16 protein-coding genes are annotated in these 14,214 nt (G+C 45.6%); all 16 read right to left on the bottom strand.

Annotation, left to right across the window (positions count from 1 at the left end):
* Nucleotides 1-88 precede the first annotated feature (88 nt).
* The 16 genes from EAL2_RS12495 to EAL2_RS12430 all read right to left on the bottom strand — a co-directional run bounded on the left by EAL2_RS12495 (nt 89) and on the right by EAL2_RS12430 (nt 14,143).
* The gene (locus tag EAL2_RS12495; RefSeq protein WP_025436698.1) at nt 89-1,411 is read right to left on the bottom strand and encodes a 2-hydroxycarboxylate transporter family protein; all 1,323 of its coding nucleotides are present in this window, start codon (nt 1,409-1,411) and stop codon (nt 89-91) included.
* 32 nt (nt 1,412-1,443) lie between these two features.
* Entirely contained in the window at nt 1,444-2,616 is a 1,173-nt protein-coding gene (locus EAL2_RS12490) for an NAD(P)-dependent malic enzyme (protein WP_025436697.1), read from the bottom strand.
* A 157-nt stretch (nt 2,617-2,773) separates the two neighbouring features.
* Nucleotides 2,774-3,445 carry a response regulator gene (locus EAL2_RS12485; protein ID WP_025436696.1) on the bottom strand — a complete coding sequence of 224 codons (672 nt, stop codon included), beginning with the start codon at nt 3,443-3,445 and terminating at the stop codon, nt 2,774-2,776.
* A gap of 1 nt (nt 3,446) precedes the next feature.
* On the bottom strand, nt 3,447-5,048 hold the full coding sequence (gene dcuS / locus EAL2_RS12480) for a DcuS/MalK family sensor histidine kinase (RefSeq protein ID WP_041693212.1): 1,602 nt from the start codon (nt 5,046-5,048) through the stop codon (nt 3,447-3,449).
* A gap of 195 nt (nt 5,049-5,243) precedes the next feature.
* Nucleotides 5,244-7,187 carry a complex I subunit 5 family protein gene (locus tag EAL2_RS12475; protein WP_025436695.1) on the bottom strand — a complete coding sequence of 648 codons (1,944 nt, stop codon included), beginning with the start codon at nt 7,185-7,187 and terminating at the stop codon, nt 5,244-5,246.
* A gap of 22 nt (nt 7,188-7,209) precedes the next feature.
* Nucleotides 7,210-8,670, bottom strand: coding sequence for a proton-conducting transporter transmembrane domain-containing protein (locus EAL2_RS12470; RefSeq protein ID WP_025436694.1), 1,461 nt, complete (start codon nt 8,668-8,670; stop codon nt 7,210-7,212).
* A 19-nt stretch (nt 8,671-8,689) separates the two neighbouring features.
* Nucleotides 8,690-10,183 (bottom strand): complex I subunit 5 family protein, encoded by a 1,494-nt coding sequence (locus EAL2_RS12465; RefSeq protein ID WP_025436693.1) that lies wholly within the window; start codon nt 10,181-10,183, stop codon nt 8,690-8,692.
* Nucleotides 10,184-10,546, bottom strand: a complete 363-nt coding sequence (locus tag EAL2_RS12460) for a sodium:proton antiporter (protein ID WP_025436692.1) — start codon at nt 10,544-10,546, stop codon at nt 10,184-10,186.
* Nucleotides 10,547-10,966: an MnhB domain-containing protein gene (locus tag EAL2_RS14945; RefSeq protein WP_148296001.1), complete on the bottom strand. Its 420-nt coding sequence runs from the start codon at nt 10,964-10,966 to the stop codon at nt 10,547-10,549. It lies immediately after the preceding gene.
* Entirely contained in the window at nt 10,947-11,243 is a 297-nt protein-coding gene (mbhE, locus tag EAL2_RS14940; protein WP_051489259.1) for a hydrogen gas-evolving membrane-bound hydrogenase subunit E, read from the bottom strand. The genes EAL2_RS14945 and mbhE overlap by 20 nt, the downstream gene beginning before the upstream one ends.
* Nucleotides 11,240-11,479: a hydrogenase subunit MbhD domain-containing protein gene (locus tag EAL2_RS12450; RefSeq protein ID WP_025436691.1), complete on the bottom strand. Its 240-nt coding sequence runs from the start codon at nt 11,477-11,479 to the stop codon at nt 11,240-11,242. Before EAL2_RS12450 ends, mbhE begins: the two co-directional genes overlap by 4 nt.
* Nucleotides 11,466-11,783 (bottom strand): monovalent cation/H(+) antiporter subunit G, encoded by a 318-nt coding sequence (gene mnhG, locus EAL2_RS12445; RefSeq protein WP_025436690.1) that lies wholly within the window; start codon nt 11,781-11,783, stop codon nt 11,466-11,468. The genes EAL2_RS12450 and mnhG overlap by 14 nt, the downstream gene beginning before the upstream one ends.
* A gap of 2 nt (nt 11,784-11,785) precedes the next feature.
* Complete coding sequence (locus EAL2_RS12440) at nt 11,786-12,049, bottom strand: monovalent cation/H+ antiporter complex subunit F (protein WP_025436689.1); 264 nt, start codon at nt 12,047-12,049, stop codon at nt 11,786-11,788.
* Nucleotides 12,046-12,369: a Na+/H+ antiporter subunit E gene (locus EAL2_RS12435; RefSeq protein ID WP_025436688.1), complete on the bottom strand. Its 324-nt coding sequence runs from the start codon at nt 12,367-12,369 to the stop codon at nt 12,046-12,048. The genes EAL2_RS12440 and EAL2_RS12435 overlap by 4 nt, the downstream gene beginning before the upstream one ends.
* 12 nt (nt 12,370-12,381) lie before the next feature.
* Nucleotides 12,382-12,525 carry a hypothetical protein gene (locus EAL2_RS15575; RefSeq protein WP_158408938.1) on the bottom strand — a complete coding sequence of 48 codons (144 nt, stop codon included), beginning with the start codon at nt 12,523-12,525 and terminating at the stop codon, nt 12,382-12,384.
* A 226-nt stretch (nt 12,526-12,751) separates the two neighbouring features.
* On the bottom strand, nt 12,752-14,143 hold the full coding sequence (locus tag EAL2_RS12430) for a WG repeat-containing protein (protein WP_025436687.1): 1,392 nt from the start codon (nt 14,141-14,143) through the stop codon (nt 12,752-12,754).
* Nucleotides 14,144-14,214: the final 71 nt, after the last annotated feature.

The raw sequence follows: 14,214 nt of genomic DNA, 5'->3' as shown, positions 1-14,214 counted from the left end.
TTTTGTTTTGTGAGGAATGCTTTTATTGCGAAAAAATCCGCCGAGTTGTTTGACTCGACGGATTTTTTCTGTTTTTAAAGTTTGACACCTATATGAAAATCTTCAATATAGCTGTGGCAAGTATAAGCATGAACGCTCCGCCTATACGCGAGGATATCTGGGCAAAAGGCATAAGCTCCATTCTCTTCGCCGCCGACAAAACCGCAACGTCTCCTGTTCCACCCATGTTTGCCATGCAAAGACCTGCAGTTAGAGACGACTCTATAGGGTAGAAACCGAAGAGATTTCCCATGAATCCGGCTCCCAGCGTAGCCCCTATGACCGTTGTTCCTACTAGTATTACATATTCCAGAGAAAGCGAGCTTATTACCTGGTTGATATCTGTATATGCAACTCCTATTCCCACAAGAAGCGCCGGAGTCAGGTTTGCCATTATAAATCCAAACCACTGGGCCGCTCCCTCTTCAAATTCCCTCGGAAGTATTCCAAGAGCCTTTACTGCCGCCACAGCAAGTATCATCAGAGCAAATTCATGCAAAGGTATGAACTTGGCTAAAACGCAGCCGAGCACAAAGAACGCCGTAGAAATTGCAAGACCTGTTCCCATCATTTTAAAATCTAGCGCGCGTTTGCTTTCCTTAGCATCTGTTTCCATCTCCTGCGATTTCATGAGCTTGCCATCGCCAGATAGTTTTTTGTTGTTTTTGCCTATCTTATCCAAAACACCCGCAACCACTATGGCAAGCGCATTTCCAAGCGCAACGGCTGGCACCATTACTGACAGCATTTCTGCGGGGTCAACCCCGAGTGAGCCTCCGAATATTTGTGCCAGGGGCACTGCTCCGGCGCCCATTCCGCCTCCCATTATTGGAAGCGCAATGTAGAGCATTGCTTTTTTAGCTCCGTAGCCAATGAGGGCTCCCACAAGCCCGGCAAGGCCGAGCGCTGCAACGACTCCCCCTATTATAGCCGGCAGATACCTGACAGCAGCTTTTATAAGCAGCTTTCTGTTCATTCCAAGTATGCTTCCCGTTATAAGGGCTGCAATATAGAAGTTCAAAAATCCTTCGCCCTTCATGAAGTTGGCCATCGTTTCTGACACGGGCTGCGGGAATATTCCGTATGCCGCAAATGCCGCAGATGCGAATATCACTACTATCGGGCCTCCGCCGAAATAGTCCTTGACTATGGGCGTCTTGTTGCCGATTTCGTTGAGAATGGCGCCGACCACCATCATTACAGGTATGGCTCCGACCATTCCGCTTGGAAGAACCCCAGTATATGCTCCCGCAAGCGCAACTGCCGCCAGTATGGCGAACAGCGGAAGCGGAAGCTCCATTATTCTGTATGCTGATTTATTGCTGGCTTTTTGGACAAGCTTTTTTTCTATTACAGCAGCCTCTACACTCATATAAATCCTCCTCACCTGTTATCCTTTAATATTTACAGCCTTGCAACTCCGCTCTCTCTGGCAGCTTTTTCAACTGCGCGTGCGACTTCCTGGCCAATTCTCTTGTCGAGTGCATTAGGGATGACGTAGTCCTCACTCAACTCTTCATCCTTGACTATCCCTGCTATCGCATGTGCCGCCGCAACCTTCATCTGCTCATTTATTTCTCTTGCCCTTACGTTAAGCGCACCTCTGAATATCCCCGGGAAAGCAAGCACGTTGTTTACCTGGTTTGAGAAGTCGGAACGTCCCGAGCCTACTACTCTCGCGCCAGCATTTTTTGCAAGATCAGGCATTATTTCCGGCACCGGATTGGCCATTGCAAATACTATGGCTCCGCTGTTCATGGATGAAACCATTTCTGCGCTGACTACATTACCTGCGGAAACTCCTATGAATACGTCAGCCCCTATCATGGCATCAGCCAGAGCGCCCGTTTTGCCCTTGCTGTTTGTGACCTTTGCAAGCTCCTCCATGTGGGGCGAGTTAAACGAGGCGCCTTTGTATATTATCCCGTATCTGTCGCACATTGTTATGTTCTTTGCACCTATGCTAAAGAGCATTTTCACTATTGCGCAGCCTGCGGAACCGGCTCCGTTTACGACTATCTCCGCTTTACCTATGTCCTTGCCGACGAGCTTTAATGCGTTTATGAGTCCTGCGCTTACAACTATCGCCGTTCCATGCTGGTCATCGTGGAAAACAGGTATGTCTATTTCCTTCTTCAGCTTCTCTTCTATTTCAAAACATCTCGGAGCCGAAATGTCTTCCAGGTTGATACCTCCGAATGTAGGGGCAATCATTTTAACTGTGTTTACAATCTCGTCCACTTCCTTAGTGTCTATGCATACGGGAAATGCGTCCACATCAGCAAATTCTTTGAAAAGCACTGCCTTTCCCTCCATAACCGGCATAGCTGCCTTTGGTCCTATGTCTCCAAGTCCCAGGACAGCTGTTCCGTCAGTCACTACAGCAACGAGATTTCCTTTGGAAGTGTACTTGTAAACGTCTTCCTCGTTTTCATGGATTCGTTTGCATGGCTCTGCGACTCCAGGCGTATAAGCCGTGCTGAGGTCGTCCCTGTTTTCAACTCTGACCTTTGAAACAACCTCGATTTTGCCAACTTTCTCCTCATGCAACTTTAAGCTTAATTCTGAATAATTCATTCCAATCATCCTCTCTTCATTTATTCTGAATTTTTGTGTTCCTGTTTGTATTGTAAATATACACCCCGGGGCAAAAAAAAAGAACATTTAGAAAATAACCTAAATGTTTCTCAAATAAAGAAATTTCTGATATTTTTTTATCATTCAACGATTTTTGTCAAATATGCCTGTACATGTTGGTAGGCCTTCCAACCGCGCCGTATTCGACCTCTATCTCAATTTCACCTATCGACTCCAAGTATTCCAGATATCTTCTCACTGTGACCTTGGTAATGCTCAGGGCCGTTGCGATTTCATCTGCTGTAATGAGCCTGCCTTTATTCTTGAGCATGTAGCCCCTCACCCTGCTCAGCGTCTTTATGTGGAGTCCCTTCGGGGTTGATTGCTCCTTCTCCGACCCGCAAGAGAGTGCTATCCTGTCAATATCCTCCTGGCCTATAATGTCCTTTTCCTTGAGTATTTTGCGCCTCATACTGTAGTGCTCAAGCGACTTCTTGAATCTTTCATATTCAAACGGCTTTACAAGGTAGTCGACTGCTCCATAGGCCATGGACTGGTCGTAAGAGTCTATTTCCTTTGCAGCTGTGACGAATATTACATCCGTAGTCACATTGTTCTGCCTGAGTTTTTTGAGAAAGCTTATCCCGTCTATCCTGGGCATATACACATCCAATATTATAAGGTCGACATCCCTGTTTCTCATAAGCTTTAGTGCCTCTTCGCCATTTCCCGCAATTCCAATTACGCTGAATCCTTTTATACTTTCAACGTATCTTTTGTTTATTGATGCGACCATAGGATCGTCTTCAACTATCATAACTCTTATCACTTCAGCACCTCCTGTTTTTAGGCAGCTTGACTATGAATTCCGTCCCTATCCCCTCGTAGGACAAGGCGCTTATTTCTCCATCGACGCTTTCCACAGCCTTCTTTACAAGGGCCAGTCCTATACCCCTGTTTCCTTCCTTTGTGGAGTAGCCTCTGCTAAATATCTTTTCCATGTCTTCCTTTTTTATGCCTGCTCCCGAGTCTGCCACTTCTATTTCAATCGACTCGTCCGTCTCCAATATTTTGATGTCAATATTTTTCGCATCGTTAACGCACTCTTGCGCAGAAATTGCATCCAGCGCGTTCTCAAGAAGATTCCCGACTATCGTGACGAGCATGTTGCTCGTGACGCTTCCGTGCTCCTTCCAAAGGCTTGTGGCATCATCTATATTGATTGATACGCCTCTTTCATTTGCTTCGCTGAATTTTCCAAGCAAAAGTCCGGCTATTGTAGGGTCCTTTATTTTTTTTATTATCACGCTCAGTATCTGCTGCTGGTTCTGTGTTACGCTGAGTATATAGTCCTTTGCCTCTTCAACCTCGTCCATCTGGATGAGCCCCATTATAACGTGCAGCTTGTTCATGAACTCATGCGTATTTGCCCTTAGCGCCTCTATTATCTGCCTTACTCTCGTTATTTCTTCGGCAAGCCTTGTGACCTCCGTCTTGTCCCTGAACGTGGCTATCGCACCGGTTATGCTTTCTCCATCCCTTATGGGTACCCTGTTTGTCAGTATTATCGTGTCGTTTATCCTCTGCTCGTCGTCATACTCAGCCTTCCCGGTGCTTATAACCTCGGGAAGATGGCTAGTGGGGAAAATGTCAGTTACATTCTTGCCGTGCGCATACTCCTCATTGATGCTTAGCATTTTGCAGGCAGATTCATTTATAAGGGTTATTTTGCTGTTCCTGTCGATTGCTATTATGCCCTCGTGTATGGCATCCAGCATTCCCTGCTTTTCTGTATAGAGTCTTCCAATCTCGCGAGGCTCCAGGCCTAATATTGATTTCTTGACGTTCTCAGCAAGCACGAAAGCGCCTGCCAGACCTATTGCAAGGCCAAGCATTGACACTGCAAGCACCCCAAGGATTGCCTGCTCCTTCTCCTTTTGAAGGCTTTTTATAAGTGTCCCTGTCATTACAAAGCCGACCTGTCTTCCCTCGTAAAAAATCGGAACAAACACCCTAAGTGAATCTCCCTGTGTCCCCTGTGCCTGCGAAAAATAGGTTTCCCCGTTTTCAATTACTCTTTTTTCATCTCCGCCCACGAATCTGCGGCCTACATTCTCAGGGTTCGGATGCGCATACCGCATCCCATCCATATCCGCAACTACTATCATATCTATCCCTTTTAGGTATGACATCTCTTCCATCACATAGCTTTGTATGCTTCCCTCGGCATCCTTTTCGGCAAGACTCTTTTCAATGCTTGGGCTTTTGGCGATCATTTGAGCGACGTTCGTTATATCGACCTCGAGCTTGCCCTGTATGGTGTTTTGGGTGATTTCACTTATAAGATATGTTATGTTGGCTATCGCCATTGCCAAAACTATTGTTATTAGTATTGTAATCTTGGTTTGGAGCTTAAGCTCAAATTTTTTCATATTTGCCACCCGTTCTTATAATATTTTCAATAGTATATATTCCCCTCTACTTATGAGTCTATCACAAAAAAGGACTCTCAAAGGCATGAGCTGTCTTGAGAGTCCTTTTTAAAAGCCAGGCAGGCATGTCCATTTGTCCAGAAAGCCGCCAATGCCGGCTTTTTCTCACTTATAAAAAATCTGCCGGCTTTTCTGTTATTTTCTTATTAGTGAAAACATCAGAAATAACAGTATCGATGCGGTCAGAAAAACCGAATAGTTCACGCTCTCCATCCTCACAACCAGCTTGCGCGTGACTTGCGACAGATTCAGATGCAAATTGCTTTCTTCCCCGGATTCAGGCTTGTCTTCCCTTGTCCGGATTTCCATGCTGCAAATATTCCTGAAGCCTTCCGAAACATTCTCAGCGGCAACTGTAATGAACACGTCCAAAAAACCGAATATTTTCTTTAACGCTCCGAAAACAGCGCCGAACAGCGGGAGGTAAAAGCTTTTTTCAAGGCCTGGCCATTTATTTGCAATATCAATGTAGCAGAGCGCACCGCCATCGGCTTTGACAAGCAGCTTAGCCGCTGCCAGCCTGTATAGCGCCACCCCCAGAAGCATTGATATGGCGGAAGATTTAAGCGAATCAAATGTATAGAATTGAGCGTGCTCTGTCGATGGATTTTCAAACAGAAGGCCGGCCCCGACGCTTATCATATGGATTGCTGCCTGGGGCATCATGGATGCCAAGGCAATTACACCCGCGACCACAAGCATAGGGGTATAGGCCGCAATCGAGCCTGTTTCCATGCTTTTGAAATTCTTTTTTTCCGTTCTTGGGAAGAGAGCCAGATACAGCTTTATTGAATAAGCAACCGTAAGTGCGCTTGACACCCAATATGCGCACTCCGCAATAGCTTTGACACCCGGCATATGAGAGACAAAAATGCCGCCTATGGCATGGTGTATCAATGTCTTGCCTGCAAATCCTCCAAATCCGGGCATCCCCATATTCGATAGAATTCCTATTATTAATAGCATCTTGAGCATGTTGCTTTTGGCGCTAGCTCCCACAGAATTGAGGTTATCCGAACCCGCATCTGCTATCATGACACCAGCCGCCATAAAAAGAAGCGTCTTGACGAGCGCGTGGTTCACGGCATGGTAAATGCCTGCCGAGACAGCCGCGTCAGCATGCGTTGCCGCAAGCCCAGCCGAAGCCACAGAGAGCAGCATATATCCTATTTGGCTCATGCTGCTGTAGGCGAGTATCTTTTTGACCTCGATATGCATAAGCGCCAGGAATCCCCCGAGCAGCATGCTTGAAAGCGCAAGTGCCATGAGAGATATTCCAAAAGCATTATCCCAGCTCATTATATATCCGATGATAATTATCCCGAAAAAACCTGTCTTTGCAAGTATTGCCGAAAATACAGCTGTAGCAGGCACAGGAGATTCAGAATAAGTCTTAGACAGCCATATGTGCAGCGGGAACATGCATGCCTTGGCTGCAAAGCTGCAGCCCATAAGAAGCATGGCGGCGTATTTGATTTGCCCCATTTCAGCCACAGCCTGCGGAAGCCTCGAAATGCTCAGTTCTCCTGTATATTCATATACTATGAATATGCCCATTAGCGTTATCATTCCAGTGACAATGGAAATAATAAGATAAAGTTTGCCGGCTTCATGCGCCTTTTTGCTTTCGCTGTGTATCACAAGAACGTATGACGTAAGCGCCATGATTTCAAAAAACGTAAAGAGATTCAGAAGGCTTTCAGAAGTGAACACTCCCATCACAGCCGACAGAGTCACAAGAAAGTATATTGAGAATCTCGCTGGCTTGCTGTCTTGCCTGAAATGCCAAATCGAGTATATCGCCGCAAGCAGCCATATGAAGCTTGACATGCACACAAATATATATCTGAACATGTCCATTTTAATATATAGGCCCGTACCCATGATGTGGGGCATATACAAGCTTATATCCAATCCGCCAGTCGAAGGCGCCAATGCCATAATGGCTGCCAGCTCAACCAGGCAAAAGCCTGCAGTCATGAGTTTGACATGCTGTTTATACTTGAGTCCGGCAAAATACACAATCAGGGCAGCTGACGCCGGAAATAATAATATGAACAAAATCAGATTGCTCTCCACAAAATCACCCCTTCAAAGCGTTCTAAAATGAGATGTCCGAAACTATACGCTCTATGAAGCCAAGCACTATGGATGGGAAAATGCCCGTAAGAACTATTACCGCAGTAAGCATTACAATCGGCGCGAGCATTTTGCCTTCAGCCTCTTTTTTTACCAAAGTGCTGCCGCTGTCACATTCATCACTTGAAAAAAACGCCGCAATTATTATCGGGAGCAGATAGGCCGCTGTAAGCACAGCACTCAAAAGAAGAACCACAGCAAACCAGACTCTCCCAGCGCCTATGCTTCCGATTGCCAAATACCACTTGCTTACAAAGCCGCTTGTAGGCGGAATGCCAATTAGCGAGACCGCGGCTATGGAAAAACACGTCATTGTCACCGGCATGCTTTTCCCTATGCCCTTTAATTCAGATAGTTTTTTCTTGTGCGTATTTACATATATCGCACCCGCGCAGAAGAAGAGGACAATCTTTATAAGAGCGTGGTTAACAAGATGCAGAAGACCTCCCTCAAGCGCCTTTTCATTGAGCATGAAAACTCCCAAAAGTATATATCCAAGCTGGCTTATGGTTGAATACGCCAGCCTTTTTTTAAGATTGTCGTGCGTCATTGCAAGCAGCGAACCCATTAGTATTGTCACGGCAACAAAGGCTCCTGCGTAAATCTGCCCGTTTATGTCCCTTACAGCATCCGCTCCGAATATGAAAAATACGACTCTTATTATGGAAAATACTCCCGACTTAACAACAGCAACTGCGTGCAGCAGCGAGCTTACAGGCGTTGGCGCCACCATTGCGCTTGGAAGCCATGAATGCAAAGGGACTACCGCCGCTTTTACTCCAAATCCTATAAAGAGCATCATGAACGCATACAAAAGCGTAGCCCTGTCCTCCGGCGCATAAGCCATGTTGCCAGCCGCAAAATCCAAATTTGGACTTATGCTGTATAAAAGCGCCATTCCAGCCAGGACCAGCGCCGCGCCGCCAAATGAATAAGCAAGATATCGCCTCCCGCTCTCGAAGGCCTCCTCATTTTGAGTGTGTATCACGAGAGGGTATGTGACAATCGTTAGGAGCTCGTAAAACAGGTATAGAGTCATTAGGTTCCCTGAAAACGCTATGCCGCTCGTTACGCCGAGCGTTGCCGTGAAAAAAGCAAAAAAACGCGTCTGCCCCTCTTCATGCTTCATATAGCCCATCGAATAAAACGCTGTAAAAAGCCAAAGGCTCGATGCCAAAACGGCAAAGAGTGCCCCAATCCTGTCTATGTCCAGGAATATCCTGAGATTCTCGTTTAGCCTCACAATTTCAATGCTCTTTTGAAAATCCATACCTAGAATCAATACCAGAAATATCAAGTTCAATATGACAGCCGTGCCGGCTATGGTGTTGACACAACCCTTGCACGCATATCGCTTTGAGCCGATAAGAGCTGCAAACGCGAAAGGCAACACTACCGGCACTGCCATTAGAAAGCCGCCCATGCTGATAACCCCTCCTTTATTACATAAGTTTGGAAAATTCCAAGCGAAATGCGTCCATTATTTCTCCCGACAAAATTCCGATGCCAATGATAGCAAATGACAGAAGCGCAAGCGGCAAAATGCCCAATGCTGCCTTGTCGTGCCTGCACAATTCAATTCCAATGCCTGCAACTTCATTTTTTTTGAAATATCCTTTTATGGCTACAGGAAGATAGTAAATGCAGTTTAGGAGTGAGCTTATTATTATGGCAGCCAGCACCATATTTCTTCCCGCTTCGATGCTCGCGATTGAGAGGTTCCATTTTGAAATAAATCCGGGCAGTAGCGGGATGCCGGCCATGGAAAGGGCTCCGACAGTATATATGCCAAGCGAAACAGGCCTTCTCCCTCCCACCGCCTCAAGCTCATCAATTCGCTCTTTGCCTTCGGCTTCCGTGAGATTGGCCGCGCTCAGAAAAAGCGACGCCTTGGTGACTGAATGGCCTATAGCATGGAACATTGCAGCGGCCAGCCCCAATACATTACCCATACCTATTCCGAGAAATATATATCCCATCTGCGCGACGCTCGAATAGGCGAGCATCCGCTTTATGTCGCTCTGGAATATTGCAAATATCGAGCCCATTATCATGCCCGACACTCCGAGCACAACGAACACATTGAGCAAACCAGACTGCGCCACAATGCCTGCGCCGTACATCGAGTAGAGCACCTTTACTAGCAGGACCACTATGGCCTTAGCCCCAATCCCTGCAATAAGTGCGCTTGAGGTATGGTTCGCAAATGCGTATGCGTCTGGCATCCAAACATGGAGCGGGAATATGGCACCCTTTATTCCAAGCCCGAAAACGAAAAGCGCCATCGAAATCAGGACTACGTTTTCGTACTCGAGCCACGCCGCCGCCATTTCAGAATTTATAAAGTCTATGTTGAGGTTTCCAGTAACCGAATACAAGAAAGCCATGCCCATGAGCACAAGTCCAGATCCTATGCTGCTGTATACAAGATATTTTATGGCCGCGACTATGCTCTGCCCTTTGCCGTTTGCAGCTATCATACCGCATGCCGCAAGTGTGCTGACCTCTATGAATACAAACGAATTGAATATGTCGTTTGTAAATACCATGCCAACGAGCGATGCATAGAATATATTCACAAGCACGAAGTAAATTTGTACATTTCGGTTTCCAATCTCTTCTTCAATGCGGCTTAATGAATTCATTACAACCAGGAATGTAACAACAGTGAATGTCAGCGCCATTATGGCTTCAAACGGCCCAACCTTGAACTCTATGCCAAGCGGCGCTTCAAAATGACCCATTTTATACTTATAGGCTCCGTGCACCACGACATATTTCAGCGTCAGAGCACATAAAGTCATGGATGCCCCGCTGCTTGCTGCAGAGAGTTTTTTTATTGCTCTGTTGCTTTTTATCAGAGGCATCGCAAACGATATCATCAAAGGCATGAGCAACGCGAAAACCGGAAAGCTTTTGCAGTATTCCATATCCATCTACGCCTCCCTCATCCTTATAATCTCGTCAAGCTCAATAGTGCCGTACTTTTCATGGAGCCTCACTGTAAGCGCTAGCGCCAGAGCAGTAGTGCTTACGGCGACTACTATCCCTGTGAGCATGAGCGCTGTAGGTACAGGGTTGATGTAAGCCGATGCCTGCTCGAGCTTTCCAACCACAATCGGAGCCTGCTTGCCGCTAATATATCCCTTAGCTATAAAAAACAAGAATACCGCAGTATCCATTATGTTGAGACCAATTATTTTTTTTATCATGTTGTTGTGCATGAGAAGTGTCATGAATCCCACTCCAAAGAGTACTATTGCACATACCTCGACATAGTTTGTAATGAGTCTTTCCATTTATATTTCTCCTTCGCTGAACAGGGCGTATAAAAAGTACATTGCAGAAGCGACTATGGCTCCTACAAATATGTTGAGAGGCAGAAGGTATCTTCCTGATAATATATCTCCGGGTGTTCCTATGGGAAGATCGTACATGTGGAGATCAAGGCCTCCGTTTATAAACGAATAACCCTTGATTAAGCCGTAGGAAATGAGTGAAAGACATGTCATTTTAATGAGTCGCTGGTATGGATACTTCTTCTTTGCGGCATCGCTGCCTCCGACTATTCTGAAGAGTATAAGGCTTACGCCTATTATCGTCCCTCCCGCGAATCCGCCCCCTGGAGAGATGTGCCCGTTTACTATCACGTAAATGCCAAATAGCTGTATGAAGGGTATCACCATGCTTGAAACCATACTAAGAATTGTGCTGTTCACAGTCTTCACCTTCTTTTCTTAAAAGCAGGAGAACCACCATGGCTCCCGCAAACATGACCGTAGCCTCTATGAACGTGTCAAAAGCCCTATAGTCCAGTATTATGCCCGTTACAATATTCAAAGCTCCAGTCTCGTGCATAGTCTCTTCAAGATATGTCTTGCTTACGTAGTTATGCGCCGGTGACTTTTCACTCCCGAACTCCGGAAGCTCGGAAACCGCGAAAAGCAAAACGGTTATTATGCTAAGCGTAAGAATCACTGATGCGACTTTCCTCAACTCGTCCCCCCCTTTATCCGCTTGAGCGTAAGTATGAAAAGAAGCGTGGTAATTCCAGCTCCAACGGCCGCCTCGGTTATTGCAAGATCCGGAGCGTTGAGTTGCTGCCAGAGTACGGCCATTATCAGGCTGTATGCCATGAAAACTATAATTGCACTGAGTATGTCCTTAATAAGTGAGACGGCTACAGACGAGCATATTAAAAACAAAAGCATTATCAGGCTAAATATTTTCATTCCCACCAGCTCCTATTGCGTTTTTTTCAATTCTTCTTCTGTACTCCGCCCTGGATATGATGTGAGTGGCTACAGGATTTGTAATCCAGAGTAAGACTATTGCAAGCATCAGCTTTATGCTTGAGATTGAAAAGCCTCCGTATACGGCAAGCGCGCTCAGGCTGAGAACAGCGCCAAGAGTGTCGCATTTTGCTGCCGCATGCGCCCTTTCGAATGTGTCATTGAATCTTATAATTCCTACAGTCCCGACTGCAAAAAAGAAAATCCCGCCAATTAACAAAAGAACAATAATCGCCATTTTCATGCCTAGTCATCCACCCTTCCTTGAATGAGTTCCGAAAGCCCCAGTGATGCTACAAAGCTGATCATCGAGTATACGAGAATCACATCTATGAAGTACGTCTCATTCATGATAAACGACGCAAACGCTATGAGGACTATCGTCTTTGTTCCTATAACATTCACAGCTATGAGCCTGTCCACAGTCAATGGGCCCTTCACGGCCCTGGCCATGCACATGATTATTGTAAAAGAAAGAGCTATGCTGGATATCGTCAGAATATTATTCATGGCTTCATCCCTTCAATTTTCAACAGTATTTCTTCGAATCTCGAATTGCCCAGGCCTTTTCCGAACTCCTCCCTGAGGCAATGCACAGTGTATTTTCCTTCCTGCATATCAATAGTTATTGTTCCGGGAGTAAGCGTTATAGAATTTGCAAGTATTGTCCTCAAAAAGTCAGACTTCAGCCTGCTCTCGAAGCTCACTACGGCAGGCGAGACGTCCATATTTCGACTGAGGACAATCCTGGCAACAGCAACATTTGCTGCCACCACTTCTTTCAGCAGCAAAATGACATATTCGCAAGCATAAAATATTTTTCTAGCCATTCTCCATCCCGCCTATTTTGAAATATAGTCAAGCCTGTTGAAACAATAAACGCAGCTGCATGCAACAGCTCCCAGAAGCATTATCTCCAAAGAGAATTTACCCTCCAAAACCAGCCAAAACATACCCAGCAATATCATAATAATCGGCGATTTCACAGCTTTCTCCTCCTTTTCACATGTAGACCTTTATACAAATATACACTCAACCAGACTTAGCATAAATGTTAAGTACTTATTTCTAAATATTTGTGTCAATTTAAAATATTTCGATATTTTTTTATCATTCAACTTTTATTAATTGCGTTGTAATACCTCGTATATATTTTTCTGCAATCAAAAAAGCTCCAGACCATATATGCCTGAAGCTGTTTTTTAATATTTTCTATTTATTAAACGATGAAACCATGTCGTACTTTGCCTCTATAACAAGGTTGCCCTGCTTGTCCACAAAACCCCATTTGCCTCCGATTTCAACTGCTGCAAGACCCTGTGAAAAATGCATTGCATATTCGTATTTAGGGCTTATAACCTCTTTTCCACTCTTGTCTATAAAGCCCCACTTCCCGCCTATATTGACAGGCGTCAGACCTTCTGTGAAGCCAACTGCAGAGTCAAATCTCGGCTCTATGACCATCCTGCCAGTTTTGTCAATGAAGCCGTATTCAAAGCCTACCGCTACTGCTGCAAGACCGTCTGAAAAGTTCCAGGCCAAGCCATACTCCGGCTTTATGACCATATTCCCCTGTTTGTCAATGAAACCACACTTGCCATCTACTATCACCGTTGCCAAATCCTCCGAAAAATCTATTGCATATTCAAACTGCGGCCTGATGTATTCGTATTGCGCTTCTATAACCATATTTCCCTGATTATCTATGAAACCGCATTTGCCGTCTTTTAAAACAGCTGCAAGCCCCTCTGAAAATTCCTTGGCCGCATCGTACTCAGCTTCTATAGCAACTTTACCCGCTCTGTCTATAAATCCCCACTTGTCTCCAAACAGAACCGGAGCAAGACCTTCAGAAAAACTACTGACCGCTTCATACTTGTAATCTATCACCATATTGCCCTTATTGTCGATGTACCCCCACTTTCCGTCCCTGCCGACTGCTGCCAGTCCCTCCGAAAAATACGCGGCATTGTGGAACTGAGGATATGTCAGAAGGTTGCCCTCCATGTCTATATAGCTAAGACCGATGTATTCGTTTCCTTCGAAAAACGGCACCGCAGCCAAGCCTTCGCTGAAATCTCCTGCAACTGGCAGCACTGGAGGTATTACTACATTCCCCGATTTGTCTATGTAGCCCCATTTGTCTTCAATCATGGCCGCTGCAAGCGCTGTCTCCTGAGCTTCAGCCGGTGTAATTAAAACAGTCATGCTTTGCGAGTCCCAATCTACGCTTGCCCCTAGACTTTCAGATACAAATCTGACAGGAACCAAAGTCCTTCCGTTAACTATTGTTGCCGGTACATCAAGCTTCACTTCCTTGCCTCCGACGTTGGCCTCAATGCTGTCTATTAGGAGCTTTATTATACTTTCACCTTTTACTGCAGTCACTGTTCTAGTCTTCTCATCCCATTCCACGCTTGCTCCAAGAGCCTCAAAGATCGCTCTAAGAGGCACCAGCGTCCTCCCGCTTTGTATAATTGGAGGCACCTCCATCTGAAGATACTGCTCGTTTATCTTTACCCTGACGGAGTCGGCGTATGAGATTCCGGATGATGCAATACCCAGACACAGAAGCAAGGCTAAAAGCTTTAGAATTTTCCTCATTATATTGTCCCCCAAATTTAGTCTTGATGCATTTATACCCCTGCTGACAATCCGCCGAACCAGTTTTAACT

The organism is Peptoclostridium acidaminophilum DSM 3953 (assembly GCF_000597865.1).
GTDB classification, from domain to species: domain Bacteria; phylum Bacillota; class Clostridia; order Peptostreptococcales; family Peptostreptococcaceae; genus Peptoclostridium_A; species Peptoclostridium_A acidaminophilum.
The sequence above is the reverse complement of the archived record's forward strand: the minus strand, read 5'-3'. Positions and strand labels throughout refer to the sequence as shown.